The following is a 26124-nucleotide window of genomic DNA, read 5'->3' as shown; positions in this document are numbered from 1 at the left end:
AACGGTTGTCAGCGACCCTTATACTCAGTTGGCAACGTTATCTGCATCATCAAACCTTTTATACCATCTTGTCTGTTGTAAACTTTGATCAAGCCTTTATGCGCTATTACCACTGCATGGACGATTGCCAAACCCAGTCCATAACCGCCTGTTTCGCGATGACGTGCCGAATCAAGGCGTACAAATGGCTGAAAGATTCGCTCTAAATCCTTTTCTGCAACGCCGCCGCCTTCATCTGTTATGGTGATCTGGATAGCATGTGCCTTATTATCCATCTCCACTTCTTTCATCTCGGCACTGACTGTGGAGCCCGCCGCTGTATGCATAAAAGCATTTCGAATCACATTTTCAAAGGCGCTATGTAGCTGCTCTTGATTGCCAAGGACTGTCCAAGAAAAATCGGTATCTCTCTTTGATAAAAAACGAGACGGCTGCCACTGCCAGCGCACGTTTTTATGCTGAAACTCAAAGCAAACATCTTGCCCTATCTCACTGATAATCTCAGAAAGGTTGACTGCCTCATTCTCTAAATTGTCGATGGTATATTGCTGCATTTGTAACGATTGAATATGAATGATTTGCTCAATCAACTCATTCATTCGTGCTGATTCCTTATCGATGCGATCCAGATAGCGACTGGTATTGGGAGCAAAGTCGCGTGTAAGCTCGGTTGCCACTTCCAGACGCGCCAGCGGTGAACGTAGCTCATGCGAGATATCACTGAGCATCTGTTTGCGTGCCAACTCACTCTCAGCCAGCCTTGTCGACAGTTTGGCAACGTCTTTGGCCAGTAAACCCAGTTCATCATCACCCATTTTAGACAAATCTGGATTTGCCTGATAATCGCCATCAATCATACGGTGTACGGTGCTTTGTACACGGCGAATACGATAAGTCAGCGTGCGACTGAGCCAAACGCAGACTAAAATACTAAAAAGAAGTATCAATAATAACCGTATTGGAAAATTGCTACGTTGCAGCTCTACCACATCTGAAAAACGCAAATGCGGGCGCAATTGGATAAGAACTGTTTTTTTATCAGGCAAAGCAACCGTTACATCAGCCAACTCAGGGCGAGTGTCAGGATCAGCCATCTTAGCCCCACGCGGCATTATTGGCTGCAAAATATGATCTAACATAGATGGGGTGTCATGCACTCTGTTCTCACCATTGACCATTTTTTTAGTATCTAGGTGAGGTGCGGGTGGCTTTATCTGTGTTGAATTGATCTGTGTTGCTGATTGCTCTATCGCCTGCTCATCTTCTTGCCTACGTTCTGGCTTACGCTGATCGTCTTTGTCTCGATAACGCGGAAATATGATGGCATCTTGGTCATCATAGACTCTAATCTGATTCATGAGCCGCCGGTCTTGACGATACATCTCTCTAACGGCTGCAAAGTCTCCTACCTTTAACGCTTCAACTATGTTCTGACGTTTAATCAACAAACTGTCAATTTGTACATCCATGCGTGCTGTTAGCTCTTTTTCGACCAGCCAGCGCTCCACCATAATGGATAATACAGAGGTCATCAAAATCGTTAATAACAGGCTCAAAAACAGACGCCAAAACAGCGTAACTCGCACTTTAAACGTGGCATTTTTCATCGGTAAATCTACTATTACAGTACCAATTGATAGCCTTTACCGCGAACCGCTTTAATCGGTTCATCGTGAAAGGGTTGAAGTTTTTTACGCAAGCGCGAAATATGAACATCCAAACTGCGATCAAATGGCTGCAATTCGCGCTGCAAAATGTGCTCTGACAGCCACGTCTTACTCACGACCTCACCCTTTTGTTTGAGCAATGCAACCAACAGATCAAACTCTGTACCAGTCACTTGCAGCTCGACACCATCTATCTGACACAGCCTCTGATTTTGATCAAGATGCAGTCGGCTCTCTGGTAACGGCGTGTGCTCTGATGCAACCGCGTTGGTGCGTTTAATCACCGCATTGATACGCGCCAGCAGCTCCCGAGGATTGCAGGGTTTGGTGATATAATCATCAGCCCCAAGCTCTAAGCCAATGATACGATCAATCTCTTCGCCTTTGGCAGTCAACATGATAACAGGCACATCACTGATGTTTGGCAGTTGGCGCAGCACACTTAATCCATCAATTTTTGGCATCATGATATCTAGCACCAGCAAGTCATAAGCAGACGCATTGTTACTCGCCGCTTTTAGTGTTTGAATCACGGCTTCACCATCATGAACACAGTCGCAAGTCACGCCATGATTATGGAGATATTCTTGTAATAACTGAGTCAGCTCTTCATCATCATCGCCCAGCAGTATATTCGGCACCGTTGTCTCCTTAAGCGGTCAATAGCTTTGTTACTTATATTATCAGGCAATTACTGATCGATACGCCATAACCGTTACCTTTCTTAATATTTCATAAATGTTCGTAACCTTTAGCTGTCGTAGAATAGCCTCATCAACAGCGAGTACTGCACTTTGCCATGGTCATATTGGCAAAATCAAACGTTGCTGTTCATTATCATTCAACCAAACGACATAAAGGATTACACTATGAAAAAACTACTATTGGGCTCAGTACTGGCAATGTCTAGCGTGTTTACTGTGACTGCATGTACCAGCGTTAATGCAACTACTGACACGGCACCAACGTCTAGCAAAATGCAGCACAAAGACGGCATGAAAAAGGGCGGTATGAGAGGCCCTATGTCTCAGTTGGATCTGACAGCGACGCAACAAGCGCAAATCAAAGCAATTATGGAAGCAAAACATGGTGACTACAAAGCTGATCGCGCTGAAAATAAAGCAGAGCGTATGCAGATGCATCAGCAAATGCAAGCTTTGACCAATGCAAGTACGCTCAACACTGCTGCCGTAAATCGTTTGGCTGATCAGCAAGCCGCGAAAACAAAGCAGCGCTTTATTGAACGTGTACAAACTCAGCATGCTATTGCCCAAGTCTTGACACCCGAGCAGCGTGCAAAACTGGCAAAATTAGAAGCTGAAAGAATGGCTAAAGGACATAAAGGTCCAGGCCATCACAAAATGGCAGGTAAAAAACAGCAAGGCATGTAATTCTTAATAGGCAACGTGTGGTACAGCGCTCTGTCTTGTTATACTATTTGTCATACTTAGTATCTTGTCATACTCAGTCTGCAATATAAGCATATAAAAAAGTGCATCGTATCAACGGTGCACTTTTTTTATGGATGATTAAACTGTCTAACAATTTATTAAGATCTCAACTTACTGGGCTCTCAATTTACTGAGATCTCAATCACGCTCTTTAATCAACCGCCCCACTCGCTTCTATAGACGTGGGAAATCTACTGAATATCATTTTACCCATAAAAGTACCATTCCCATCGCGGTAATACTGCATCAGCTCTTTGCCATACTTTCTTGCATCAATACTATTGCTGGCATTTGGCACTTGCACATCACTTGGCAAGGTAGGAAACGCCATGTCTTGATGGCTTATGGCAGAATATTGCTGCAACATATCTACAGTCACGCCCTTACTTGACGTACCAGAAACGGCTTTGGTTTTACTCAGTAACTCATTGCGCAGATGCTGCCATTTAAGTTGACCGCGTTTATCAAATCCGTAAAGCTCTTGCACCTCTGTGTTCTCTGGCAGTGCTCCCTCTTCTGTTTCATCCCCACCTTCCGCCTGACTTTTTATCATGGCCAACACTTGCTGCACCAACGCTTTACTGGTGAACTTATCAGACGTTGTGTTTTCTGATTGATCAGAGGCATTTGTTTGAGTCAGCTCAGGATATTGTTTGCTGATGCGGTCATAAAAAACGCGCATATAGTCTTGATAAAATTGCTCATAGCTCTCAGCACTTTGTACACGCCTAATGATGGTATCAGTCGCTAGCATTGGGGTTAGCTGATACGCTGGTAATTTAGGAGAAAGCGACGCTAGCGTATTGGGCGCCACATAGTCAAATTGGCTCACAGGCACCGTTTCAAATGTCTCATCCATGGCCGCAAAGTGACTTTTTATCACTTCACGACCAAAGCCTTTGGGCAAGGTGCCATCATCCATGGCTATTTTTAACCATTTATTTTGCCATTTTGTACCAAGTGCATCATCTAACATCGAGGAGTTAAACATCGCAACATTATCTGCCCATAGATAAATATCGCCATTCTTAAAATCGATATAGATAGGCTGGTTGATGCTACTGTGATGATTACGCGCTTGATACTGGGCGCTGGCGAGCATGGTTGCCCTGCCAGCCATTGGCTGATAGATACCTTGAGCATTGAAAGATAGAGGCTTGAACCAATAAGCATCTAACAGTTTTGATTTTTTGATTTCTAGCGGCTTTATCTTGCTGTCATAATTGTCAAATAACTGCTGGTAAGAGGGCGGCACAGCGATGTCGCTGTCGTATTGATGGTCTACCCACGCTTCATACGCAGCATTGCATTCAAGATAATTGTTTTTTAATGCCGTACGCTGAGCATCATACTCAGTATTTAAGACATCCTTATTTTGACCTTCTGCTTGCTCAAGTAAAGCCGCATAAGCTTGATCGTGAGTGTCTTCGCAGTATTCGCTTGGATAGTCTGATGCGACCTGATCGTTTGTTGTTACATTGGCAAATTGCTGCTCATTATTAATTTCAATATTACTATGATAGCTAAACGATTGACGGCGCTGTTTTTGCAATGCTGTGGCTAAGGCGGTTTTAGCTGCCGCTGACGTTTGGTTTTTGGTCATGGTGCTAGATGGATTTGGGTGACTAGACAGATTGGTAGATTGGCAACCCGTCAATAACAGGGCAGCTGTCAAAAATGCACTCGCAAATAAGGTCTTGCTGTTGATAGACGACGATAGACAATGCTTAGTAACTTGATGATTTGTTTTCATATTTTATCCTTAATAAATATTCGCTTAAACGTGACAAGACAGTACTACCAAGCCTCTATGCTGTTATCAGCCTCATCGTCACTCGGCGTAATGCTATAGTCCTCATTACTATCGTCGTTATAGCTGTCTTCACTGTCATCATAATCACGCGGATAGTCATCATCTAAGCGGTGATCACTATAGTCGTAGCGAGCGTAATGTGCCGCTTGTAGCCTATCTTCTTGTTGACGCTGGGCGGTCATCCACGCGTTGCCATCAATGGCAGGTTTGGCATTGTCTCCAAGAGATTCAGCCAACAAGGGCGTTAGTGCATGTTTATCAAAACTGGCTTTGTCGTAGCGTACTTGGTTCAATACAGTGGTTGTCGAACCTAATAAATCCCCACCGATATTCATACGCTGTTGTTTGGCAAGCAGACGATCGGCGCTGTCCAAATAATAATAATTTATCTGGTTAAATGTGATAGGGCCAATGGCTTCAATAAGCTGTAGTAGCGCTCCTACATCGGCACTCTGATAGCCTTTGTTATACAATGCCGCTTTATCAAGCGCAGCTTTTAGCGGCGCACCGTCAGGGTATTTTTCTGGATGAGTATCGACATACTGCTGAAGTGATTGGGTCATGTATTTGAGTACTTTACCAATCATCTCACCGCTTTGCTGACTGCCGAAATAGACTTTTACCGCACGGCTAGCGCCAACTTCTTTAGCAAACCGATCTTGACCGATGTCTACCGCACTAAAATGCTCGGGCGCAAGCTCCGCCATACTATTTTGTATGGCAGAAATTGCCGCATCATAGAGCACCGCTGACGGTAGTTGCGATGTGATACTGTCGGGCAAACCAAAACTCACCGTATGTGAAATCATCTGATTGGGTAATGGAGTGCTTTCAGGATTGACAATCGCCATGATAGGCATGATTGCCGATGGATCAACCTTGATCTTGCTGTTATTAAAATCGAACGCCAGTGGTATCTGTATTGATGAGGCGATGGTTGGTGTCAAATAATCATAGCTATAGACACTTTGTAGTTGTCTTTTTTGAGGTTGATAATGACTGACGCTATTGAATGTTAGATGTTTATATTGATAAGCATTTGAAGCCGCTATCTGCTCTGGTGTACGGTGGAACATGGTAAAGATATTACCAACCAGCCCTGTGGATGATATGGGCGCTTCACTGGTTGTCTTTGGCTGTTGCTTTACCATTTGCATGGCTTCATAGTTTTGTAGAAGGTTTTTTGCTTTTAAGCCTGAGAACCTACTACTTCGCCCATAATCAGTGCCACTGTCTTCTTCATTATCGTAGTTGTCGTCGTATGATGACTCATCATTTTCGCCCGCCTCTTCCAATATCATGGCTATTGCGGCGCTTTCTGCTGCTGCGTTTTCTTCAGAGTCATCCTCAGGCATCGTATCCGATACATTTTCTTCATCGACAACGACTTCATCGGCATCAGTGTAGTCATAGCTGCTTTCATCGTAGCCATTCTCATCATAGCTATTTTCACTATAATCACTCTCTAACCCAGATTGATACATGTATGTTTCTATAATCGTCTTCAGTAAGCTGCTAGAGCCTGCATCAATGCTGTCTGGATCAATAAAGGGTACGGCTTGATAATTGGCCTTCGCAACAGCAACGTGCTCTGAGGCTAAATGCTGACGAATAGCGGTCAATAAGTGCGCTTTGGCCTGACTCTCAGTATTGGGATATTTGTCTTGATTGAATAGCTGTTCATAGTGCTCAGAGTCAGCAGCCAAACTGGCATTAAGTGCACGTCCCTGCGCTTGGTTTTGTGCAGTATTTGCGATATTAAAATCTATCATTTTATTGGATGTAGCAGTAGATGATGAGCTACTCGGGTTGGATTGGCAACCTGCCAGCATCAGCGAAGTACTACCCAGCAGTAGTGCACAACGAGCAATAGAGACCAGCTTATAAGGCTTATGGCTGTTTTCACGATGGATAGAGGAATGACGCAACGCGATTTTAGAGCAATGTGGTTGCTTGGGATTTTTTTGATGAGTGAATAACATGAGCGCCCCTTTATCAGATAAACAGCCAATAATAAATGCCTACTATTGTGCATATTTATAGCACAAAAAGTTACACTTAAGTAATATTAACAATGAGTATTTAAGGACGCTTTATATTTTTTTGAATTTTTCTTAATAAAAACATCAGGGTAACCATGATAGTAATTATGTAAACACCAAGCGTATTATAACTATGAGCAGCGACGGCTAAAAATAATACTCAATAAACAACTTTCTACTACTCAATATTTTCGTTACTATTCATGTGTCTCAATTGTTTCATAAAACTGACTACTCCAATTTTTAATCACGTAAAAAGGAATTTGCAATGGCGCCGCTATCATCCCGTCTTATTCAGCACAAGACTGAACAGAATAAAACCCATCATACAACCTCCTTAAAAAAATCTGCCTTGCTCATCAGTAGTGCTCTATTACTGTCTGTCTCTGCTCATGCATTAGAAACCACCAACTCAGTCAATAATAGTACGATGAGTGATTCTTCACTCAATACCAGTGCGATCAATCTACCGATCATGACCAACGCACCAACCGTTTTGACTGAAAACCAACGAATCACTCGCGCAAAAACCAATAGCCTTACACCGACAACTAAAACTGCCAAAACCGACCAAGCCATCTACTCAGCCGATGCTATTCATCATCCAGTATGGGCAAAGAACGGCATGGTCGCGACTCAAGAAGCGCTGGCTTCTGATATCGGACTTCAAATTCTAAAGGATGGCGGCAATGCCGTTGATGCTGGGGTCGCTGTTGGTTTCGCCCTTGCCGTTACGTTACCGCGCGCAGGCAACATTGGCGGTGGCGGTTTTATGATGATTTATGACGCAAAACAAGGCAAAACCGTGGCGCTCGATTATCGTGAAAAAGCACCAAGCAGTGCCACACGTGATATGTACCTTGATAGCGCTGGCAACGCCGTGAGCGATTTATCACGCTATCATGGTTTAGCGGTTGGTGTGCCAGGCACTGTCGCAGGATTGCTCAAAGCATTAGAAGATCATGGCACAATGAGCCGTGAACAAGTTATGGCTCCTGCCATTGCACTGGCAGAGAATGGTATCGAAGTCACCGCTGGACTGTCCGAGTCACTAGAAGCCCTAAGTGATCGCTTACAAAAATGGCCGAGCACCAAAAAGATATTTTTTAAACCTGACGGCAGCGCCTATCAACCTGGTGAGCGCTTGAAACAACCCGAGCTTGCCCGCTCACTAAAACTGATTGCGGCTCAAGGGGCAGATGGATTTTATAAAGGCGAAACCGCCAGAAAATTGGTCAAAGCTGTCACTGATGCAGGCGGTCGGATGAGTTTAGAGGATTTAGACAACTACGAAGCCATCGCTCGCGTGCCCGTCAAAGGCGACTACCGTGGCTATGAAATTGTCTCTATGCCGCCGCCCTCTTCAGGCGGTATTCACATCATTCAAATCTTAAACATATTAGAAGGCTATCCGCTAAAAGACTACGGACAAAACAGCGCCCAAACCATTCACTTAATGGCTGAGGCTATGCAGCTGGCTTATGCAGACCGCGCTGAATACTTAGGCGACTCTGACTTTATTGACGTACCGTCAAGTGGTTTAACCTCACAAGCTTATGCCGATAAATTACGCGGTTTGATCGATCCAAACAAAGCCACCCCAGCGTCCACGATTAAAGCGAGCAATCCACTTCCTTACGAAAGTGATCAGACCACGCATTTTTCTATCGTAGATAAAGACGGCAATGCGATCGCCAATACTTATACCCTAAACTTCTCTTACGGCACTGGTTTGGTCGCTGAGGGTACGGGGATTTTACTCAACAATGAAATGGATGATTTTTCTGCCAAACCAGGTGTGCCGAATGGTTATGGATTATTGGGCGGTGAGGCAAATGCCGTTGAAGCCAATAAGCGCCCGCTATCCTCAATGAGTCCGACACTGGTGTTCAAAGACAGCAAACCTTATATCGTCACAGGCAGCCCAGGTGGTAGCCGTATCATTACAACCGTCACTCAAGTTATCTCAAATGTACTCGATCATGATATGAATATCGCTGAGGCAACTCACGCGCCGCGTATCCATGACCAATGGTTGCCAGATGAGATTCGTATCGAAAAAGCCCTCAACGTAGACACCATCAAAAAACTCGAATCTATGGGACATACCGTCAGTCCACAAGCCACCATGGGTTCAACCCAGTCAATCATGATTACGCCAGATGGCGTCTATGGATCTTCTGATCCACGAATTGTTGATGCAGCCGTGGTTGGTTATTAATTTAGTTTTTGGAGTAAAAGCCTTCTGTATCAAATGGATATAGAAGGCTTTTTATTGTTCAGAAAGTTTGCTTATCTTTTGCTTTCGAAAATAGCAATTAGTAGAGTTTTATTTTTTCGAAAAATTCATTGTCTAGTAATAATTTTGGTCGGGCATTTACTTCTTTTAAACCTACTTTATGTTGCATCATTAGCTCAATCAAATTCATTTGATCAATAAGTATAAGACTGTGCGAATCAGTTGAATTTGCATAATCTTGTGCAGGCTTGGTAAAGCTTGTCGTGGTAATAAATAAACCGTGATGATTGGTTTTTTGCGGTGGATAAGCACCTATGAAATTTCTCAAATCGCCATTAGATATGTTATTACCTGCACTGTACTGTTTGGCTTGAATGTAATAGTTATGCACTTCTCCATCTGGGAAATCTTGAATGATGAGACCGTCAATACCATTGTCGTTTGAGCGACCAGTATGACGGGACGTTAAATTACTCTCAGGACTTTCAATTTCTAGCGAACGTTCAATCAATTTTAGACAAAACCATTCAAACTGTAAGGGAGACAAACTTTCAATTTGAGTCATAATCATACTGGGTGTGACTTTGACAAAGTCATTACCAACAGCCGCGTCTGCATAATTATTCATAAATATAGACGTTCGGCGCTGTGTTTCTTCTATTAAATGATTAATAAGCGTATCGCCATTTTTTCCGTAAGCAGCAATATTGACTTTTTGCAGATCAGCAAACGCTTTATTATCAAAACGGTTTAAATTGGCAATATAATCACTATTTGGAATACCGTCACTAATATATTGGTTGAAATTGTTTCCAGCTAGCCAAAAGTAGACTTTGCCAAAAGGATCTAAACGTATCATGTTTTTGGGTGTCACCTTTTCATCAAAAGTAATGAAATTAGCAAAATTTTGATTTAAATTCGGTACCAAACTGAACTTACCTTCTTGGACCAGACCCATTGCCGATAGACACAATAGAATTAAATCGACAATTTCATCATAACAAGGTGAACCATTGTGACATTCATGCCGTATATCATAATTGCTCATGTAATTAATTTCTTTGTGATCATTTACAATCTGCGCTAACTTTTCAAACTCTCTATAAAACACAGTGCGACCAATCGTATTGCGTGTACTGAGGTTTTTTACAGTTTGTATTCCAGCATTTAACATATCGCCAAATGCTGGCAGCTTTGTAATATTACTCATAGTGTTACCGTCGTTTTGGGTTGCATGAACAATAGTTTATGAAAATGGATTTAACTTTATTTATATCATAATAACTTGAAGATAAATGCTTTTGATACCACCTATTCACAATAAAACGTTCAGCATTTGCTTTATTAATGAGAAAGCAGCCGATCCGACGGTCATTAGTAAATGCAATCGGTGGCTGTCTACGGCAAATAATGCTATTATTAACGACCTGATTTAAAACGAATAAATACGATTCCTTCTGTATTTTTTGTCTCATATACCAGATTAAAGCATTGATAATATTAAATTTATTTTAATATCGATATTTTTAATCGTATCCGTAAGAGTCCTCTATGGCATTTGTACACCTTGGCATTCACAGCGAATATTCCATCACTGATTCTATCGTGCGTATCAAGCCGCTCGTTAAAGCTGCGGCAGCGGACAATCAGCGTGCACTTGCACTGACTGACTTGTCCAATTTGTATGCGACAGTGAAGTTCTATCGTGCCTGTTTAAGCGCTGGTATCAAGCCGATTATCGGCAGCGAAGTCATCATGGACAATGAAGACACGCGCCTGACATTGCTCGCAATGAACAACGAAGGGTATCAAAACATCACTCGTATCGTATCGCTTGGCTTTACTGAAGGCCGTGCTGACCCTGTCAATCATGGTACGCCTGTCATTAAGCGTCGTCATATCTTAGAGCACGCAGCCGGCGTGATTGTACTGCTCGCTGAAAAATCAGACGTGGGTCAGGCGCTGGTTGGTTCTATGCCAGAAAAGGCCGACGAGCTACTTGCAGAATGGCAAGCGCAATTTCATGATCGCCTGTATTTTGCCATCAAACGTACCAATCGCGCAGGAGAAGATGCTTTTATTAAGGCGGCTATCCAATCAGGTGCCAAGCACAACATTCCTATTATTGCGCATAATGACGTGCGTTTTTTACAGCAAGACGATTTTGATGCTCATGAAGCGCGTGTTTGTATTGCAGGCTCCTACGTATTGGCTGATCCAAGTCGCCCGCAGACCTACTCCGATGAGCAGTATTTAAAAACTCAAGAACAAATGGCGCAGCGGTTTGCTGATATTCCGCAGGTGATTGACAACACCTTACGTTTGGCAACGCGCTGTAATGTGTCTTTGACCCTTGGTATTAATGTATTGCCCGACTTCCCAGTGCCTGAGGGAGAGACGATTGAAACGTTTTTTCGCTCAGAGTCGCAGCGTGGTCTTGATCATCGATTAGACAAGCTATTTCCTATTGAGACACGCCGTGATAATTGGAGCGACATTCGCCAAAAGTACGATGAGCGTCTAGAGTACGAGTTAGAAGTTATTTTATCCATGGGCTTTCCTGGTTACTTCTTAATCGTCATGGACTTTATCCGCTGGGCAAAAGCCAATGGCGTACCTGTGGGGCCAGGTCGTGGCTCTGGTGCTGGCTCGCTTGTCGCCTATGCGCTTAACATCACAGACCTTGACCCGATTCATTATGATCTATTATTTGAGCGCTTCTTAAACCCTGAACGTGTCTCTATGCCCGATTTTGATATCGATTTTTGTATCGAGGGGCGCGACCGTGTCATTGACTATGTAGCCCAAACTTATGGACGTGAGGCGGTCTCGCAGATTATCACCTTTGGTACGATGGCGGCAAAAGCGGTGGTGCGTGATGTGGCGCGCGTCCAAAGTAAGTCATATTTTTTGGCAAATAAGATCTCTAAACTTATTCCTAAAACACCAGGCATCACGCTTAGCCAAGCGCTAGAGCAAGAGCCGCAGCTCAAAGACTTAATCTCCAATCCTGATAATATGGATTATGAGGATGCCATTGAGATTTGGGAGATGGCGATCAAGCTTGAAGGCGTTTGCCGAAATGTCGGTAAACATGCTGGTGGCGTTCTCATTGCTCCGCATAAGATTACCGATTTTAGTGCCATTTATTGTGATGATGAAGGGCATCGCGTTAGCCAATTTGACAAGGATGATGTGGAAGCTGTTGGGCTGGTCAAGTTTGACTTCTTAGGTTTGCGTAACTTAACCGTTATCAATGCTGCGGTTGAAAACATCAATCTACGCCGTGCCAAAGAAGGCGTGGATGCCTTGGTGTTAGAAGACTTGCCTTTAGATGACGCCAAAGCTTATAAACTACTGCAAGATGCCAAGACCACGGCTGTCTTTCAGTTAGAAAGTATGGGCATGAAAAAGTATCTCGCCAAATTACAGCCGACCAATATCGAAGATGTGATCGCCATGTGTGCGCTCTATCGTCCAGGGCCCCTTGATGCTGGCATGGTAGAGATGTATATCGACCGTAAGCACGGCCGCGAAGAAGTCATCTACGATCATCCCAATCTTGAGCCCATATTAGAAAACACCAATGGCGTTATTGTGTACCAAGAACAAGTCATGCAAATCTCGCAGGTCATGGCAGGCTATAGCTTGGGCGGCGCTGATATGCTACGCCGCGCCATGGGTAAGAAAAAACCTGAAGAAATGGCCAAGCAGCGCGATATTTTTGTGACAGGCGCGACGTCTCAGGGTATCGATGAGGTTACCTCAGGCGGTGTGTTTGACTTGATGGAGAAGTTCGCAGGGTACGGGTTTAACCGCTCACATTCCGCCGCTTACGGTGTACTGGCGTATCAAACGGCGTATTTAAAACAGTACTACCCTGCTGAATTTATGGCCGCAGTATTGACCTCTGATATGAACAACACCGACAACGTGGTGTTCTTTATCAATGACTGCCGCGAAAACTTCGGTTTGACTGTGGTCAATCCATCCGTTAACCGCAGTGAATGGCATTTCGTCGCTGACACACCGACCAATATCATTTATGGTCTGGGTGCGATTAAAGGGGTTGGTGAAGGCGCGGTTGAATCCATCGTGGAAGCACGGCGCACGGATGGTCCTTTTAAAGACTTATACGATTTTTGTCGCCGCGTAGACATCAAAAAAGTCAATAAACGTACGCTTGAAGCTTTGGTGAGTGCTGGCTGTTTTGATGATTTTGCCGCCACTCTTCGACCCGACTTGCCAGCAGATGCCGCTTATGAGATTCGCGGTGCATTGATGAGTCAATTGCCAAACGCTGTACAAGCCGCTGAGCAAGATCGTCAAAACAATGAGCTTGGCATGATGGATCTGTTCGGTGAAATGGATGGCGTGGTTGCCGCGCCGCCACTTGTGATGACGCCAGAGCTGATTTGGGGAGATAAGCATCGCCTCAAAGCTGAAAAAAACACCTTAGGTCTGTACTTAACAGGTCATCCGATCAATGAATACTTAGATGAGCTAAAACGCTATACCTCAGGCGCTCGACTGAACAAGCTGACGGACACTGGCTACAATGGCAGCTGTTATTTTTCAGGATTGATTATAGATATTGCCAATTTTGGTAATCGCAATGTCATCACGTTAGATGACGGTACGTCTCGTCTGGAAGTTAGCTGCTATGCAGAGCGTTTCAACCGCGTTAAAGAGCAGTTAAAAGTTGACGAAGTGGTGATTATCAAGGGCAGTATCCGTGAGCGCGATGGTCGTTTATTTGCCCGTCTCGATAATGCCATGAGCATCGTTGATGCGCGCTTGCGTTGGCTCAAAAAAATCAGCATCAAGATTCAAGCGAGTGACATTAATTTGCTCATGCGTCTGCAACCTTTACTTAAATCAGCACAAGCAGACATCATACCTGCGCCGCGCTTAGGGTACAGTGACGAGCAAAACGAATCTGACAATTATGGCAGCGATGGCGCTTATGACCCTGCTATGGGCGGAAGTTTATACGATGAAGATGGTAATGATTTATTGGCTTTAGAAAATGAGATGGGTCAATATGCCAATAATGCACTGAGCAATACAGACACGTCTATCAATGATAACTGTCTGCCGCTTGGGTTAAGTATTTACGAAAAATTTGGTATTGCCAATGTCAGTTTATCAGAGCACTGGCGTATCTACCCCAACGATGACAATTTACAGCAATTAAAAACCATGGTTAATGAGGACAGCTTACACTTTCATTACAGCTAAAACGTACTTTACGGTCGAAAAATTCATTATAGTAATTTTATTGTATTAATTTCAAAAAACCGGATAACAAACTATGAATAATATACCCAATAGCAATACGACTGTGCAGACTGATGAAGAAATCATCAATCATGAGCAATTTGAAGACATGCGCGACTTATTAGAAGAGGATTTTGCCGATTTGATACAAGTCTATCTCGCTGACAGTCGCCAGCGTATATCAGCGCTTCGCGCAGCGCAGCAAGAACAAAACAATACTAATGGTTTTGAGATTGCTCATGCCCTAAAAGGTGCTAGTGCTAATTTGGGTGCAACGCAAGTAATGACTTTGAGTAGTCAGTTGCAAGAGCGCTGCCGTGAGCAACTGATCAGCGAGCAAACTGATCTTATTGAAAATATCGCTGTCGCTCTACAACGTGCTGAACAAGAAATCAATCAAAGACTGGGGCAATAATGAGTCACACTTCTTTGTCATCAGCCTCAGCACCTATTCATAGCGTGAGTGATTATCTTGATTGCATGCAAGTGGTTATGGTCAATACAACCTTGCCTGCCAATATTGGTTCGGCGGCGCGCGCCATGCATACGATGAGTTTGTCGCGCTTAACTGTTGTTGATCCTAAACTGCCAATCGATGAGTCTAGTGTGTCACATGCCGCTGGTGGTAGTGACTTATTGGCATCTGCCATTATTGCGCCAACGCTGGAATCAGCGATTGCCAACTGTCAGCTCGTGTTTGCGGCCAGTAGTCGTAGCCGTCATTTGCCACGGCCGGTCGTCACGCCAACACAGGCAGCTCAGATCATGCTGGCCTTTATTGACAATCAATCTGCATTGAATACTCAAGGTAAAGAGGATCTTGATATCGATCAAGCGGACGATAGCAAAAATAAGCCAAACATTGCTATCTTGTTTGGTCGTGAAGACCGAGGACTGACCAATGAAGAGCTGGCTTGTGCAGACTATCATATCCAAATAGACGCCAATCCCAACTACCCTGTTCTCAATGTGGCATCAGCCGTTCAAGTCATCGCAAGCTTTATTTTTGCTTATACACAAGGCCATGTTCAGGCCAATGCTAAGACTGATGATATCAGCTTAGACGATAATAAAAGCGTGACCACTCAGCCAACTGTCGATGTCCATCTTCGCCAGCAATGGGATGAGCCTGCCATCACGCAGCAGCAGCTACAACAGCTTACCCAGCGTACGACTGATTTGATGGTTCAGCGTGGCCTAGCAGATAGCGAACATTTAAAATCATTACCGTCGAGACTATCGAGACTTGGCTCTCGCCTGCAACTTGATCAAAAAGAGTATCAGTTACTAAGCTCGCTCATCGCCAAACTCTCAAAAGTATAGATAGCACGTATATTTTTAAAAATGGGTAAAAATCTGACGCCAGTGCGTCAGTACCCATTGATCAATCAGCGTTGATATGATGATTCATCACTATATTTTATGATGCAAAGCTGATATAACTTGAGAGAAATGGGTATCAATAAATCTCAATATTCATGGAAATATAATAATGACAAATTAAGAGATGACTGTTTTTATCACAGCATTCTTGATCAAGACATTTTACCGACAAATAGATAGGACGCTTTATGTCATTCCCATCCAAATGGTTTAAGTCGCTTGCCACCATCAAAAAAGACTTAAAAGAAGATATCGATGCCGTGTTCACTCGTGATCCTGCAGCACGTAATAGTTTAGAAATCATACTGACCTACCCTGGCTTTCACGCACTTATCTTGCATCGCGGCGCGCATTGCCTTTGGAATAAAGAGCAAAAACTGGCAGCCCGTGTGATTTCTTATGGTTCACGCATTATTACTGGTATCGAGATTCACCCTGCTGCCAAAATCGGTAAGCGCTTCTTTATTGACCATGGGGTTGGCGTTGTTATTGGTGAAACTGCGGAGATTGGTAACGATGTGACCCTGTATCACGGCGTAACGCTTGGCGGCGTGTCTTGGAATAATGGCAAGCGTCATCCGACATTAGAGGATGGTGTCACTGTTGGTGCTGGTGCAAAAGTTTTGGGGCCCTTCACCGTTGGTAAAAATGCCAAAATCGGTTCAAATGCCGTGGTGGTAAAGCCAGTACCAGCTGGCGCAACGATGGTCGGCAGCGCCGCTCGTATGATTTCAGATCATCATGATGAAAAAGGCAATCCCATCACCACCCAAGTACAAGATGCCAAACAACAAGAAAAAGTAGCGCAAGCGGCAGGCAATCCTGAAAAAAACCATGGTAAGCAAGCCGCTTCAAACACCAAGCGTACCACTACCTTCCAAGCATATGGGGTTGATCCTTCTTCACAAGATCCAGTCACAGAAGCGTTTGCTAAGATGCTTGAGCACATTCAGCAATCAGAAAACCGTCTGGACCAATTACAGGCCGCAATGTGCCAAATTGATCCTGATTTTTGTAAAAAAGAATACGATAAACTGTGTCTAGAAGATTTCGATGTGATTGGTAATGACGATTTAGATAAGACTGATGCTGCTTCAAAGTGAGCATCGCTTTGATTTATCAAGACTAGATTACGGAATTTCATAGCGATATAGATGGTCATTATGACGCTTTCTATATCGCTATTTTTTTATATAAATGTTCGACAATACTTTTTTGGTATTAATCGCTTGTTTATTTTCCACATAACCCTTCTGCGATCAGCTCGTTAATGCCTGCCGTTTCATGTGATTTGAATGGATAACGATCTTTCATGATGATCCATTTGGATTTATCATTTTTGCTTAGGCTATTTTTTTTATCAGCCAGTTTGATCAGCAGGATATCAATATCCATTGTCACCAACCGTACCTGATTGACATCAGTCTGCCGACACCGATTGCAATCTCCTTCAAGATCTTTAAATGTTTGCTGTAGCTGCTGCAATGTCATCGGTATTGTCAATGCTAGATGTACACATTGATTGGTGTAATCAGGCTTTGGATGTTCAACAGTGGCCGTAAAGTCAGGATTTTGAAAAGCGGTCGATAATTGTATCTGACCTAACGCTGCCAATTGCGCTTGCGCAACTGGCAGATACGTTTCTGCCTGATAATTACTGCCCAAAGCCAATAGCACTGCCGTCACCGAATGCGCTTGCAACGCTTCAGGCTCCTCTCTCTGCAAACGCTCAAAATCCTGCAAATCTATCAGTGCTTTATGCATCATTGGATGACGCTTCGGCGTGACGAGTGATTTGTACACCAACCGCGTCCGCCGGTTTGATGGCCGTCGGTTTGGCAATACTGAGCGTGACTTTTTGAGTCGCGTATTTTGCCAGTAGATTATCAGCAATCTGCCCTGCCAAATGTTCAAGAAGCTTTGCTTGAATGGTTTGACACCATGCGCTGACATCATCGCACACAGCTTTGTAGTTCAGCGCATCGTTGACATCATCTGATATAGCAGCACGGCTGATATCGGTTTCAAGTGCGATATCAATCAGCAGCGGCTGCGTAATCACACGCTCCCATTCATAAACACCAATGACGGCCTCTACTTTTAAGCCTTTTACAAATACAACATCAGATTGGGTATGAAACATGCTTTCATCCTTGTCGGCTCAATCTTTAATTCAGATTTTTACCAAAATTTTTGTTTATGATAGTTTTACTCAAATCCTTATTACTTAAATACTTACAACGCGGCTTCACGTAAATGCTTGGCTTTTAGCGCTTTGCTGGGACGATGACGCCACAAATCAATGCTGAATAATAATAGACCGAGCCAAATCAGCCCAAAAACTGCTAAGCGATGCAAATCAAAAGGCTCTTTATAATAAAATACTGCCAAGAAGAAAATAAAGGTCGGTGTCAGATAATTCATAAAGCTTAAGATACTGAATGCCACCATCTTAGTCGATTTATTAAACAGCAATAACGGTATCAATGTAATAGGACCTGCCAGCATCAATAGCCAAATGCTTGGACTAAACCAAAAGCTCAGTTGACTACTGACCACATCTGCTTGCCAAAACCACCATAAGAAAATCGGCACTAATAAGGTTGTCTCAACAAACATAGCATCGACCGCCGTTAGGGGCGTTTGACGCTGAATTGTTCCATAAGTACTAAAACTAAATGCCAGTATCAGGGATATCCAAGGCAAGCTACCAAGCATGACCACCTGAATCACTACAGACAGAAGGGCAAAGCCAATAGCAATCCATTGCAAAGGTCGCAACCGTTCTTTGAACAAGATCATTGATAACGCCACACCCACTAAGGGGCCAATAAAATATCCCAAACTGGCTTCGAGTATACGGTCGTGATTGACCGCCCATACATACGTAAGCCAATTGGTGGCGATGATCAAACCGGATATAAAAGAAAACGCGATCCATCTAGGGTTTTGCTTCAGCGTATCAATCCACTGCCACCGTTTGGTCACTACCAATACCATAAGTAAGCATGCGAATGTCCAAACGATACGGTGACCGATAATTTCAGTCGCATCATAGGCTGCCAGCTGCTTAAAATATAATGGAAAAATACCCCAGATAAAAAAAGCACTAAGAGCAGTTAAAATACCACTTCTGGTTGTTTTGATGGGTGTAACGGGTTTTTTGGTAACGTCTTGAGTAGCCATAATACAGTACAACGTTTTAGAGCAAAGCGCGCCCTCACCTCATGATGATTTCTTATATTGATAAAGGCAAGCACGCAGGGTTACTACAGATAAAATACAAGTTAAAAAGCAATGTGTTGATGCCTACATAGACATCAACACATTGCTAAAAATAACCACTCTTTTAAAATACATTCATGTAAAGATTAGAATGTGCTCTCATCTTCAAAATGATATCAGCTTAAATGCTGGTATCTTCAACTTGGATGGACATACCAATCTGATTAGCAAGCTCAGCAAATCCTGGGAAGCTGGTATTGACCGTCTCGGTCCCCTCAATGATGATTTGCTCTGATGCCCGTAAGCTCGCAACCGCAAAGCTCATGGCAATACGATGATCATGATGCGAGGTAATCTGACCACCACCGAAAACAGGTTGGCTATTGTCTATTTGATCGTTTTGACTGACCACACCCTTGCCCTCAACAATGAGACCATCTTCAGTCACCGTACAATCAATACCAAGTGTTTGTAATCCTTCAGCCATCACTGCGATACGATCAGATTCTTTGACACGCAGCTCTTTGGCACCAGTCAATACCGTACGGCCTTGCGCACAGCTAGCAGCAATAAACAATACTGGGAATTCATCAATTGCTAGCGGTACGAGATGCTCTGGTATTTCTATACCAACCAAGTTTGAGCTGCGAATAGTAATGTCTGCAACTGGCTCACCGCCCACATATGTCTCATTGCTTAGGCTAATGTCTGCATTCATCAATTTTAGAATATCAATCACGCCAGTACGCGTGGGGTTAATTCCCACTTGTGTCAAAGTCAACTCACTGCCTTGACTGATCGCTGCCGCCACCATAAAGAAAGCCGCTGATGATATATCGGCAGGGACAGCGATATCCCCACCTACCAATGCACCGCCTCCTTTTACACTGATGCGATTGCCATCAACCGTGACAGGATAACCAAAAGCTGACAGCATACGTTCGGTGTGATCGCGGCTCACTTCTGGTTGAGTGATGGTTGTTGTACCCTCACTCCACAGACCTGCCAGCAATAGACAAGACTTAATCTGAGCAGAAGCAACTGGTAACTCATAATTTATACCTTGCAATGGCTTACCCGCGGTGTCTCGACCTGTGATGCTGAGTGGCGCAGTGCCGCTATGGCCTGTACTTTGGATAACAGCGCCCATCATACGTAATGGTGCTGCCACACGCTCCATTGGGCGCTTATTGAGACTGGTGTCACCCAGCATCACGCTGTCAAATGGTTGGGCTGCCAAAATACCTGCCAGCAAGCGCATACTGGTGCCTGAGTTGCCCATATATAAGGGTGTTTTGCTGGGCTTTAAGCCATTCATGCCAACGCCATGAATGGTCAACTTGCCATTATCAGGCCCTTCAATGGTCACGCCCATATCACGAAATGCTTGCAACGTCGCAAGCGCATCCTCGCCTTCTAAGAATCCAGTGACATGGGTAACGCCTGTCGCAAGACTACCAAGCATGATACTGCGATGAGAGATAGACTTATCACCAGGAATGGTGATTGTGCCCGAAACGGTATTGCTTGGCGTAATAATATAAGAAGCTGACATGGCAGAAGTATCCGTATAAGGGGTGCTGGCTAACATATGGCCGAAATGTCGCCGCGCGGCTTGCGCACGGCCCAAAAGTCCCATCAGGGCGGTTGAATCTTTATCGATGATCAGCTGACGCATGGTTTGTAAATAGACACCATACTCATCAAGCGCACTGACAATCGCGTTTTGATTGGCAAAAAATATATCGTGCCACATTTTAGGGTCGCTTGCGGCGATACGCGTAAAATCGCGGAATCCACCAGCAGCGTAGCGAAACATATCCAAATTATCATCATGACTGGCCAACTGCTCCACCAGATTGAACGCTAGTAAGTGCGGTAAATGACTGGTATGCGCCAGTATGGCATCATGGTGAGTTGCCTCCATCGGCATCACCTTTGCTCCCACAGCCTCCCACAACAATCGCAGCTTAGCAATAGCAACATGATTGGTCGTAGGTAGCTCACAAATAATGACACTATGATTGGCAAATAAAGTGGCGCGTCTGGCATGATACCCTGAATTTTCAGCCCCAGCAATCGGATGTGCGGGCACCAAACCTGTAGGCAGCGAGGTAAATACTGCTTTGGCGGCATCAATGATATTGGCTTTTGTGCTACAGACATCGGTAATCATACAATCAGATGCGAGCTGTCCGTTATCCATTGCTTGTTTTATATCAGCGAATACGGCTTGTACCGCCTGTACTGGCACAGCAATGATGATCAAATCACTACCAGCTGCTACCTCACCCAAAGTGGAGCTGCCGGCTTCTAGCAGACCTTGTTTGATGGCCTCTTCTATACTTGGCGCATGTCTATCAACTGCCACCAACCGCTCACTCAAACCATTGTCTTTAATGGCTTGCGCAAGACTGGCGCCGATAAGTCCAAGTCCAATCACACAAACTTGTTTGAACAACGGCGGCTGAGTATTTAAGAGGATTTGATTGTTATTCTTTTGATTTTTTTGCTGACGACTCACGACTGTTCTCATTGTACAAACAAACATCCAGATGGATAAAGCCATCCAATGTTTGTGGTATAAAATTTAATGACTGACTCTTAAAAATTTTGACGACTGTATCAATCTTCCGTCAAGATAGATTGCAAGGTATCAATCAAGCGTAGATTGTCTTCTGCCACGCCGACGGTGATTCGTAGCCAATTAGGCAGACCATAAGCTGTTAATGGACGGACGATAACGCCTTGCTCAAGCAGCGCTTGATAAATCACGGCGGCTGTTGTGTCCTCCATCTCAACTTCTACCTCGACCATGATAAAATTGGCATGCGATTTGATAAATCCCAGTCCTAACGCATCGAACTGCTTTTCAAGCCAGCGCATTTGCTCATCATTCATCTGACGGGTTTTTTCAATAAAATCTTGATCAGCAAGAGCAGCAGCAGCAGCGGCTAAACCAATACGGCTGACGTTAAATGGCTGACGGATACGATTTAACAATTCTGCCACTGCCACTGAGCTTAATGCATAGCCGATACGCAATCCTGCTAGCCCATAGGCTTTAGAAAAAGTGCGCACGATGACGACGTTATCAAACTCGTCCAGCAAGGCACGATTGTTACTCTCGGGACTGTACTCAATATAGGCTTCGTCTAACACCACCAATACAGCGCGTGGCACACTAGCGACAAACTCACGCAATGCTTTGTGCTCAAGCTGCGTACCCGTTGGGTTATTAGGATTGGCAATAAATACCATCTTAGTATTGGGATTGTCTTGCACTGCCTGAGTCATGGCTTTTAGATCATGTCCAAAACGATGAGCAGGCACCTCTATGCCTGTTGCGCCTTGCATTTTTGCCAGCATCGGATAAATAATAAAGGCATATTGGCTATACACAATCGCATCATCAGTACCGGCAAAACTGCGCGCCAAAATATCTAATAGATCATTTGATCCATTACCTAATGTGATCTGCTTAACGTCGACCTCATTAAAATCCGCCAATGCCTGCTTGAGATAATAGCCATTACCATCAGGATAACGCGCCAGCTGACCCAGCTGCTCAGTTACAGCCAGCGTCACATGCGGCGAGCATCCCATTGGATTTTCATTACTGGCAAGTTTTACCACATCCGCGATGCCATACTCACGCGTCAACTCTTCAACGGGCTTTCCCGTTTGATAAGGTGCCAACTCTAGAATACTATCATAGGCAGGCACTAGCGGTAATAAGTTTGACTCTGTCGCTTGAGTAGACTTCATGAATTATCCTTAGACGTGGTCAGACATCTATTATGGGTTAAGCCTGCTGGATTAGGTAATGCTTATTACAAACGCTACATCAAACTATAAAACGGCTTTCGGATAAGAGCCCAGTATACGTACATCTTTTACTAATGGGCGAATATCATTAATGGCGGCTTTCACGTTTGCGTCCTCGATATGACCATTCATATCAATAAAGAAGACGTATGCCCACTTATTAGGGCGTTCAGGACGGGTTTCGATACTAGTCATTGAGACACCATGATAAGACAACGGCTTCAATATCTCGATCAATGCGCCCGCTTTATCATGCGCTGATACCACGATAGAGGTCTTATCCTGACCTGACGGCGCAATGGCTTCATGTCCTATGATAAGAAAGCGCGTAGTGTTACTTGGGTTGTCTTCAATATTGGAATACAACTTGTGTAAGCCATACTCTGCAACTGCCACATCGCCTGCGATTGCTGCTGAATGCCATTCGTTTTTCAAGCGACGTGCCGCTTCTCCATTGCTCGATACCGCCACGCGCTCAACATTGGGAAAATTCACATCCAGCCAATGACGGCACTGAGCCAATGACTGCTGATGCGAATAAATACGGCTTAAGCCATCGATTTTGGTGTGTTCTGCCACTAAAAAGTTTTGGTGAATGGGCAATTCAACTTCACCAATGATTTTGAGACTAGAGGATAAGAAGCCATCCAAAGTGTGATTGACCACGCCTTCTGACGAGTTTTCGACAGGCACCACACCATACATGGCGGTTCCTGCTTCGACTTCACGGAAGACATCCGTAATAGTTGTCATAGGGACTGTATCAGCCGCTTTACCGAAATGCTTGAGGGCAGCTGCATGTGTGAAGGTGCCAACAGGTCCTAAGAAAGCAATACGCTGCGGCGCTTCTAAATCCAAACAAACCGACATAATCTCACGGAATAAGCGAGCCATTTTTTCATCAGCAATCGGCCCAGTATTACGTGCCATGACCGCTTTTAGGACTTGAGCCTCTCGCTCTGGACGATAAAAAATAGGGTTACTATTGTCAGTAGAGGAATTATTGGCTGTATGGCTTTTTTTCACGGCCGCCACTTGCTGAGCCAATTTCGCGCGATTATTGATTAATGTTTGGATTTCGCAATCTACTGCATCAATATTTTGACGAATATTATCCAAAAACTCTTTTTCAGTTGCAGCGTCGTTAGTGCCTGCGATGGCTTGATTCAAATTATCCATGTTTTGCTCTGTTGACTGCTCACTCATTACCGCCCATCCTTCTTAGATTTTATAATCTGTTAAGTATTACTGTGTTGATTTTAATATGCAATAGACCAGTCTATCAAAAATATTGTGCCCTACCAGTCTTATCTTTTATGGTTATCTTAAACGCACCATACTATAAATGGTAAATACGGCAGACAGAAATCCGCTCGGGTCTACTATAACAAAAACTGTGCTCAGTGCCCATGCGTAAATGGATGTAAACGGTTATAAAAATAGATAAGCTCATCAATATCAGCAAAACTATGACCTATGTCAGCGCCGCTTAGTGCAACTATGAAGTAACATAGGCTCAAAACTATGATACAGTTTACTGCCGATAGCCAACCACTTTATCAATAAGAATATAAATTTATAACCAAAAAAGGATATTTGATGAGCGCTTTACAACAACTTCGCACCATGACTACTATTGTTGCTGATACTGGTGATCTACATGCGATTGCCCGCCTAAAGCCTATCGACGCAACCACCAACCCCAGCCTTATTACCAAAGCACTGATCCATCCTGACAATCAAGGCATGCTGTCTGAAACCATGAGCCGTCATAATGGCAATGTAGATGCGGTGATTGATGCCCTTACCATACAAATTGGCTGTGATATTTTAGCGCTTATTGAGGGTCGGGTTTCTACAGAAGTTGATGCCCGTTTGTCTTATGATACTGGAGCGACCATCGATAAAGCCTTGGAATTTATGGAAGCTTACCAAAAAGCAGGCATTGATTCAGAGCGTGTCTTGATTAAAATGGCGGCCACTTGGCAAGGCATCGAAGCCGCTCGCTATCTTGAGACCCAAGGTATTCACTGTAATTTGACCTTGCTATTTGGACAGCACCAAGCAATCGCTTGTGCTGATGCTGGCGTGACACTGATATCGCCTTTCGTTGGTCGCATTTTGGATTGGCAAAAACGTCAACAAAACCGTCAAAACGTCCCGGCTTCAGACGATATGGGCGTACAGTCCGTAAAACGTATTTACCAATACTACAAGCAGCATGATTATCGCACACAGGTAATGGGAGCCAGCTTTCGCTCAACAGAGCAGATACTAGCATTAGCAGGATGCGACTTATTAACCATCGCGCCCGATCTTATCGATGAGTTAGCAGCAATGGATGCCGATGTTACGCGAGAGCTATCACCGAGTATGTCACTAGAAATGGCAGATATGGCACGAGTCAGCTTAACGCATGAAGAGTTCAGTACTGCCTATCAACAAGATACCGTCACACAAGATTTACTGCCAAAAGGTATTGATGGCTTCATTGGCGCTCGTGACGAGCTTGCTCAAATGCTGGCAGCGATGCGCAATTAATACAAGCACATAGGGTCATTGACGATATACTAGGAGTAGGCAATCTTCTTAAAAGATATTTGCCTGCTCACAGTAAGTTGGCTATTATGGCCTACTTTTCACAACCCTATTCAAGGCTTTATTATGAAACGGCTATCAGTATTATTGGCAGGGAGTGCTCTAGCAGTCAGCGCAAATGCAGTGAACTGGTCAAAAGTATCAGAAAGTCCTACTGGAACTATTTTTAGTGTCGATTTGAACTCCATCGAAAGCTCTGACATCAGTGTCATAGATAAAAAACCTATGGACAATATCACGGTTTCGATTCGTAGAACCTACCCGACTCAAAAAAACTCTGCACAGAAAAATGATGGCAAAGATGGTGCAGCAACGAAAGAAACCAAGGCAATCAAAGATAAGGCCAGTCAAGACACCACACTTCATCATAGCGATCAGCAGTTATTGATTTCCTGCAAAGATGCAAGCTACTATAAAAGAGCTTATGTGGACTATGGCGCTGACGATAAAGTCATCAAATCTTGGCAATCAGAAAAGCCCATACTAACGACCAAAGATTTTGTCGTTACTACTCCCAAAACGATTGGTCGCCTCATCGTCGATCAAGCCTGTAAAAGCTATCAAGATGGCCAAAAATCGGTTTAATGGTTTGAGTTTA

Annotated in this window: 19 protein-coding genes; 8 read left to right on the top strand and 11 right to left on the bottom strand. The window is 44.0% G+C overall.

Annotated elements, in window-relative coordinates:
* Positions 1-8 precede the first annotated feature (8 nt).
* Positions 9-1607, bottom strand: coding sequence for an ATP-binding protein (locus CZ794_RS10335; protein WP_087041506.1), 1599 nt, complete (start codon positions 1605-1607; stop codon positions 9-11).
* Between the two features lie 14 nt (positions 1608-1621).
* Positions 1622-2308 carry a response regulator transcription factor gene (locus tag CZ794_RS10330; RefSeq protein ID WP_062844450.1) on the bottom strand — a complete coding sequence of 229 codons (687 nt, stop codon included), beginning with the start codon at positions 2306-2308 and terminating at the stop codon, positions 1622-1624.
* A gap of 228 nt (positions 2309-2536) precedes the next feature.
* Between CZ794_RS10330 and CZ794_RS10325 the strand changes: the two genes are divergently transcribed.
* A complete protein-coding gene (locus CZ794_RS10325; protein WP_087041505.1) occupies positions 2537-3058 on the top strand; it encodes a Spy/CpxP family protein refolding chaperone in 522 nt (173 codons plus the stop codon).
* Between the two features lie 211 nt (positions 3059-3269).
* Here CZ794_RS10325 and CZ794_RS10320 read toward each other — a convergent pair whose 3' ends face one another.
* Together CZ794_RS10320 and CZ794_RS10315 are read right to left on the bottom strand one after the other, a co-directional pair.
* Positions 3270-4871 (bottom strand): hypothetical protein, encoded by a 1602-nt coding sequence (locus tag CZ794_RS10320; RefSeq protein ID WP_087041504.1) that lies wholly within the window; start codon positions 4869-4871, stop codon positions 3270-3272.
* Positions 4872-4915: 44 nt separating this feature from the next.
* Complete coding sequence (locus CZ794_RS10315; RefSeq protein ID WP_087041503.1) at positions 4916-6913, bottom strand: hypothetical protein; 1998 nt, start codon at positions 6911-6913, stop codon at positions 4916-4918.
* 328 nt (positions 6914-7241) lie between these two features.
* On the opposite strand from CZ794_RS10315, the gene ggt reads away from it, so the two are divergent.
* A complete protein-coding gene (gene ggt / locus CZ794_RS10310) occupies positions 7242-9194 on the top strand; it encodes a gamma-glutamyltransferase (RefSeq protein WP_087041502.1) in 1953 nt (650 codons plus the stop codon).
* Between the two features lie 97 nt (positions 9195-9291).
* Here ggt and CZ794_RS10305 read toward each other — a convergent pair whose 3' ends face one another.
* The gene (locus tag CZ794_RS10305; protein ID WP_087041501.1) at positions 9292-10422 is read right to left on the bottom strand and encodes a restriction endonuclease; all 1131 of its coding nucleotides are present in this window, start codon (positions 10420-10422) and stop codon (positions 9292-9294) included.
* A 341-nt stretch (positions 10423-10763) separates the two neighbouring features.
* Between CZ794_RS10305 and dnaE the strand changes: the two genes are divergently transcribed.
* The 4 genes from dnaE to cysE all read left to right on the top strand — a co-directional run bounded on the left by dnaE (position 10764) and on the right by cysE (position 16978).
* Positions 10764-14453: a DNA polymerase III subunit alpha gene (gene dnaE / locus CZ794_RS10300; RefSeq protein ID WP_087041500.1), complete on the top strand. Its 3690-nt coding sequence runs from the start codon at positions 10764-10766 to the stop codon at positions 14451-14453.
* 73 nt (positions 14454-14526) lie between these two features.
* Positions 14527-14907 carry an Hpt domain-containing protein gene (locus tag CZ794_RS10295; protein ID WP_087041499.1) on the top strand — a complete coding sequence of 127 codons (381 nt, stop codon included), beginning with the start codon at positions 14527-14529 and terminating at the stop codon, positions 14905-14907.
* On the top strand, positions 14907-15815 hold the full coding sequence (locus CZ794_RS10290) for an RNA methyltransferase (protein WP_087041498.1): 909 nt from the start codon (positions 14907-14909) through the stop codon (positions 15813-15815). Before CZ794_RS10295 ends, CZ794_RS10290 begins: the two co-directional genes overlap by 1 nt.
* A gap of 248 nt (positions 15816-16063) precedes the next feature.
* Positions 16064-16978, top strand: coding sequence for a serine O-acetyltransferase (cysE, locus tag CZ794_RS10285; RefSeq protein WP_087041497.1), 915 nt, complete (start codon positions 16064-16066; stop codon positions 16976-16978).
* A 130-nt stretch (positions 16979-17108) separates the two neighbouring features.
* Here the strand turns inward: cysE and CZ794_RS10280 are convergent, their stop codons facing one another.
* The 6 genes from CZ794_RS10280 to pheA form a co-directional block, all read right to left on the bottom strand.
* Positions 17109-17678, bottom strand: a complete 570-nt coding sequence (locus CZ794_RS10280) for a 2-amino-4-hydroxy-6-hydroxymethyldihydropteridine diphosphokinase (RefSeq protein WP_256958939.1) — start codon at positions 17676-17678, stop codon at positions 17109-17111.
* Positions 17632-18018: a dihydroneopterin aldolase gene (folB, locus tag CZ794_RS10275; RefSeq protein WP_087041496.1), complete on the bottom strand. Its 387-nt coding sequence runs from the start codon at positions 18016-18018 to the stop codon at positions 17632-17634. The genes CZ794_RS10280 and folB overlap by 47 nt, the downstream gene beginning before the upstream one ends.
* Before the next feature lie 92 nt (positions 18019-18110).
* Positions 18111-19061 (bottom strand): EamA family transporter RarD, encoded by a 951-nt coding sequence (gene rarD, locus CZ794_RS10270; protein WP_087041495.1) that lies wholly within the window; start codon positions 19059-19061, stop codon positions 18111-18113.
* 220 nt (positions 19062-19281) lie between these two features.
* Complete coding sequence (locus tag CZ794_RS10265; protein WP_256958953.1) at positions 19282-21585, bottom strand: bifunctional prephenate dehydrogenase/3-phosphoshikimate 1-carboxyvinyltransferase; 2304 nt, start codon at positions 21583-21585, stop codon at positions 19282-19284.
* Positions 21586-21725: 140 nt separating this feature from the next.
* Entirely contained in the window at positions 21726-22868 is a 1143-nt protein-coding gene (gene hisC, locus CZ794_RS10260; RefSeq protein WP_087041493.1) for a histidinol-phosphate transaminase, read from the bottom strand.
* Positions 22869-22952: 84 nt separating this feature from the next.
* Positions 22953-24134 carry a prephenate dehydratase gene (gene pheA / locus CZ794_RS10255; protein WP_087041492.1) on the bottom strand — a complete coding sequence of 394 codons (1182 nt, stop codon included), beginning with the start codon at positions 24132-24134 and terminating at the stop codon, positions 22953-22955.
* A gap of 393 nt (positions 24135-24527) precedes the next feature.
* On the opposite strand from pheA, the gene CZ794_RS10250 reads away from it, so the two are divergent.
* Entirely contained in the window at positions 24528-25469 is a 942-nt protein-coding gene (locus CZ794_RS10250; RefSeq protein ID WP_087041491.1) for a transaldolase, read from the top strand.
* Positions 25470-25592: 123 nt separating this feature from the next.
* The gene (locus CZ794_RS10245; protein ID WP_087041490.1) at positions 25593-26111 is read left to right on the top strand and encodes a hypothetical protein; all 519 of its coding nucleotides are present in this window, start codon (positions 25593-25595) and stop codon (positions 26109-26111) included.
* The last annotated feature ends 13 nt before the right edge of the window (positions 26112-26124 follow it).

This window comes from Psychrobacter sp. JB385, assembly GCF_900163785.1.
GTDB lineage: Bacteria > Pseudomonadota > Gammaproteobacteria > Pseudomonadales > Moraxellaceae > Psychrobacter.
Note: the sequence above shows the minus strand (reverse complement) of the source record. Positions and strands in the feature narration are given on the sequence as shown.

What these genes read in the sequence shown, in the direction of transcription:
- CZ794_RS10335 (WP_087041506.1), bottom strand. Translation starts at nt 1,607, where the DNA reads ATGAAAAATGCCACGTTTAAAGTGCGAGTTACGCTGTTTTGGCGTCTG.
- CZ794_RS10325 (WP_087041505.1), top strand. Translation starts at nt 2,537, where the DNA reads ATGAAAAAACTACTATTGGGCTCAGTACTGGCAATGTCTAGCGTGTTT.
- CZ794_RS10320 (WP_087041504.1), bottom strand. Translation starts at nt 4,871, where the DNA reads ATGAAAACAAATCATCAAGTTACTAAGCATTGTCTATCGTCGTCTATC.
- CZ794_RS10315 (WP_087041503.1), bottom strand. Translation starts at nt 6,913, where the DNA reads ATGTTATTCACTCATCAAAAAAATCCCAAGCAACCACATTGCTCTAAA.
- ggt (WP_087041502.1), top strand. Translation starts at nt 7,242, where the DNA reads ATGGCGCCGCTATCATCCCGTCTTATTCAGCACAAGACTGAACAGAAT.
- CZ794_RS10305 (WP_087041501.1), bottom strand. Translation starts at nt 10,422, where the DNA reads ATGAGTAATATTACAAAGCTGCCAGCATTTGGCGATATGTTAAATGCT.
- dnaE (WP_087041500.1), top strand. Translation starts at nt 10,764, where the DNA reads ATGGCATTTGTACACCTTGGCATTCACAGCGAATATTCCATCACTGAT.
- CZ794_RS10295 (WP_087041499.1), top strand. Translation starts at nt 14,527, where the DNA reads ATGAATAATATACCCAATAGCAATACGACTGTGCAGACTGATGAAGAA.
- CZ794_RS10290 (WP_087041498.1), top strand. Translation starts at nt 14,907, where the DNA reads ATGAGTCACACTTCTTTGTCATCAGCCTCAGCACCTATTCATAGCGTG.
- cysE (WP_087041497.1), top strand. Translation starts at nt 16,064, where the DNA reads ATGTCATTCCCATCCAAATGGTTTAAGTCGCTTGCCACCATCAAAAAA.
- folB (WP_087041496.1), bottom strand. Translation starts at nt 18,018, where the DNA reads ATGTTTCATACCCAATCTGATGTTGTATTTGTAAAAGGCTTAAAAGTA.
- rarD (WP_087041495.1), bottom strand. Translation starts at nt 19,061, where the DNA reads ATGGCTACTCAAGACGTTACCAAAAAACCCGTTACACCCATCAAAACA.
- hisC (WP_087041493.1), bottom strand. Translation starts at nt 22,868, where the DNA reads ATGAAGTCTACTCAAGCGACAGAGTCAAACTTATTACCGCTAGTGCCT.
- pheA (WP_087041492.1), bottom strand. Translation starts at nt 24,134, where the DNA reads ATGAGTGAGCAGTCAACAGAGCAAAACATGGATAATTTGAATCAAGCC.
- CZ794_RS10250 (WP_087041491.1), top strand. Translation starts at nt 24,528, where the DNA reads ATGAGCGCTTTACAACAACTTCGCACCATGACTACTATTGTTGCTGAT.
- CZ794_RS10245 (WP_087041490.1), top strand. Translation starts at nt 25,593, where the DNA reads ATGAAACGGCTATCAGTATTATTGGCAGGGAGTGCTCTAGCAGTCAGC.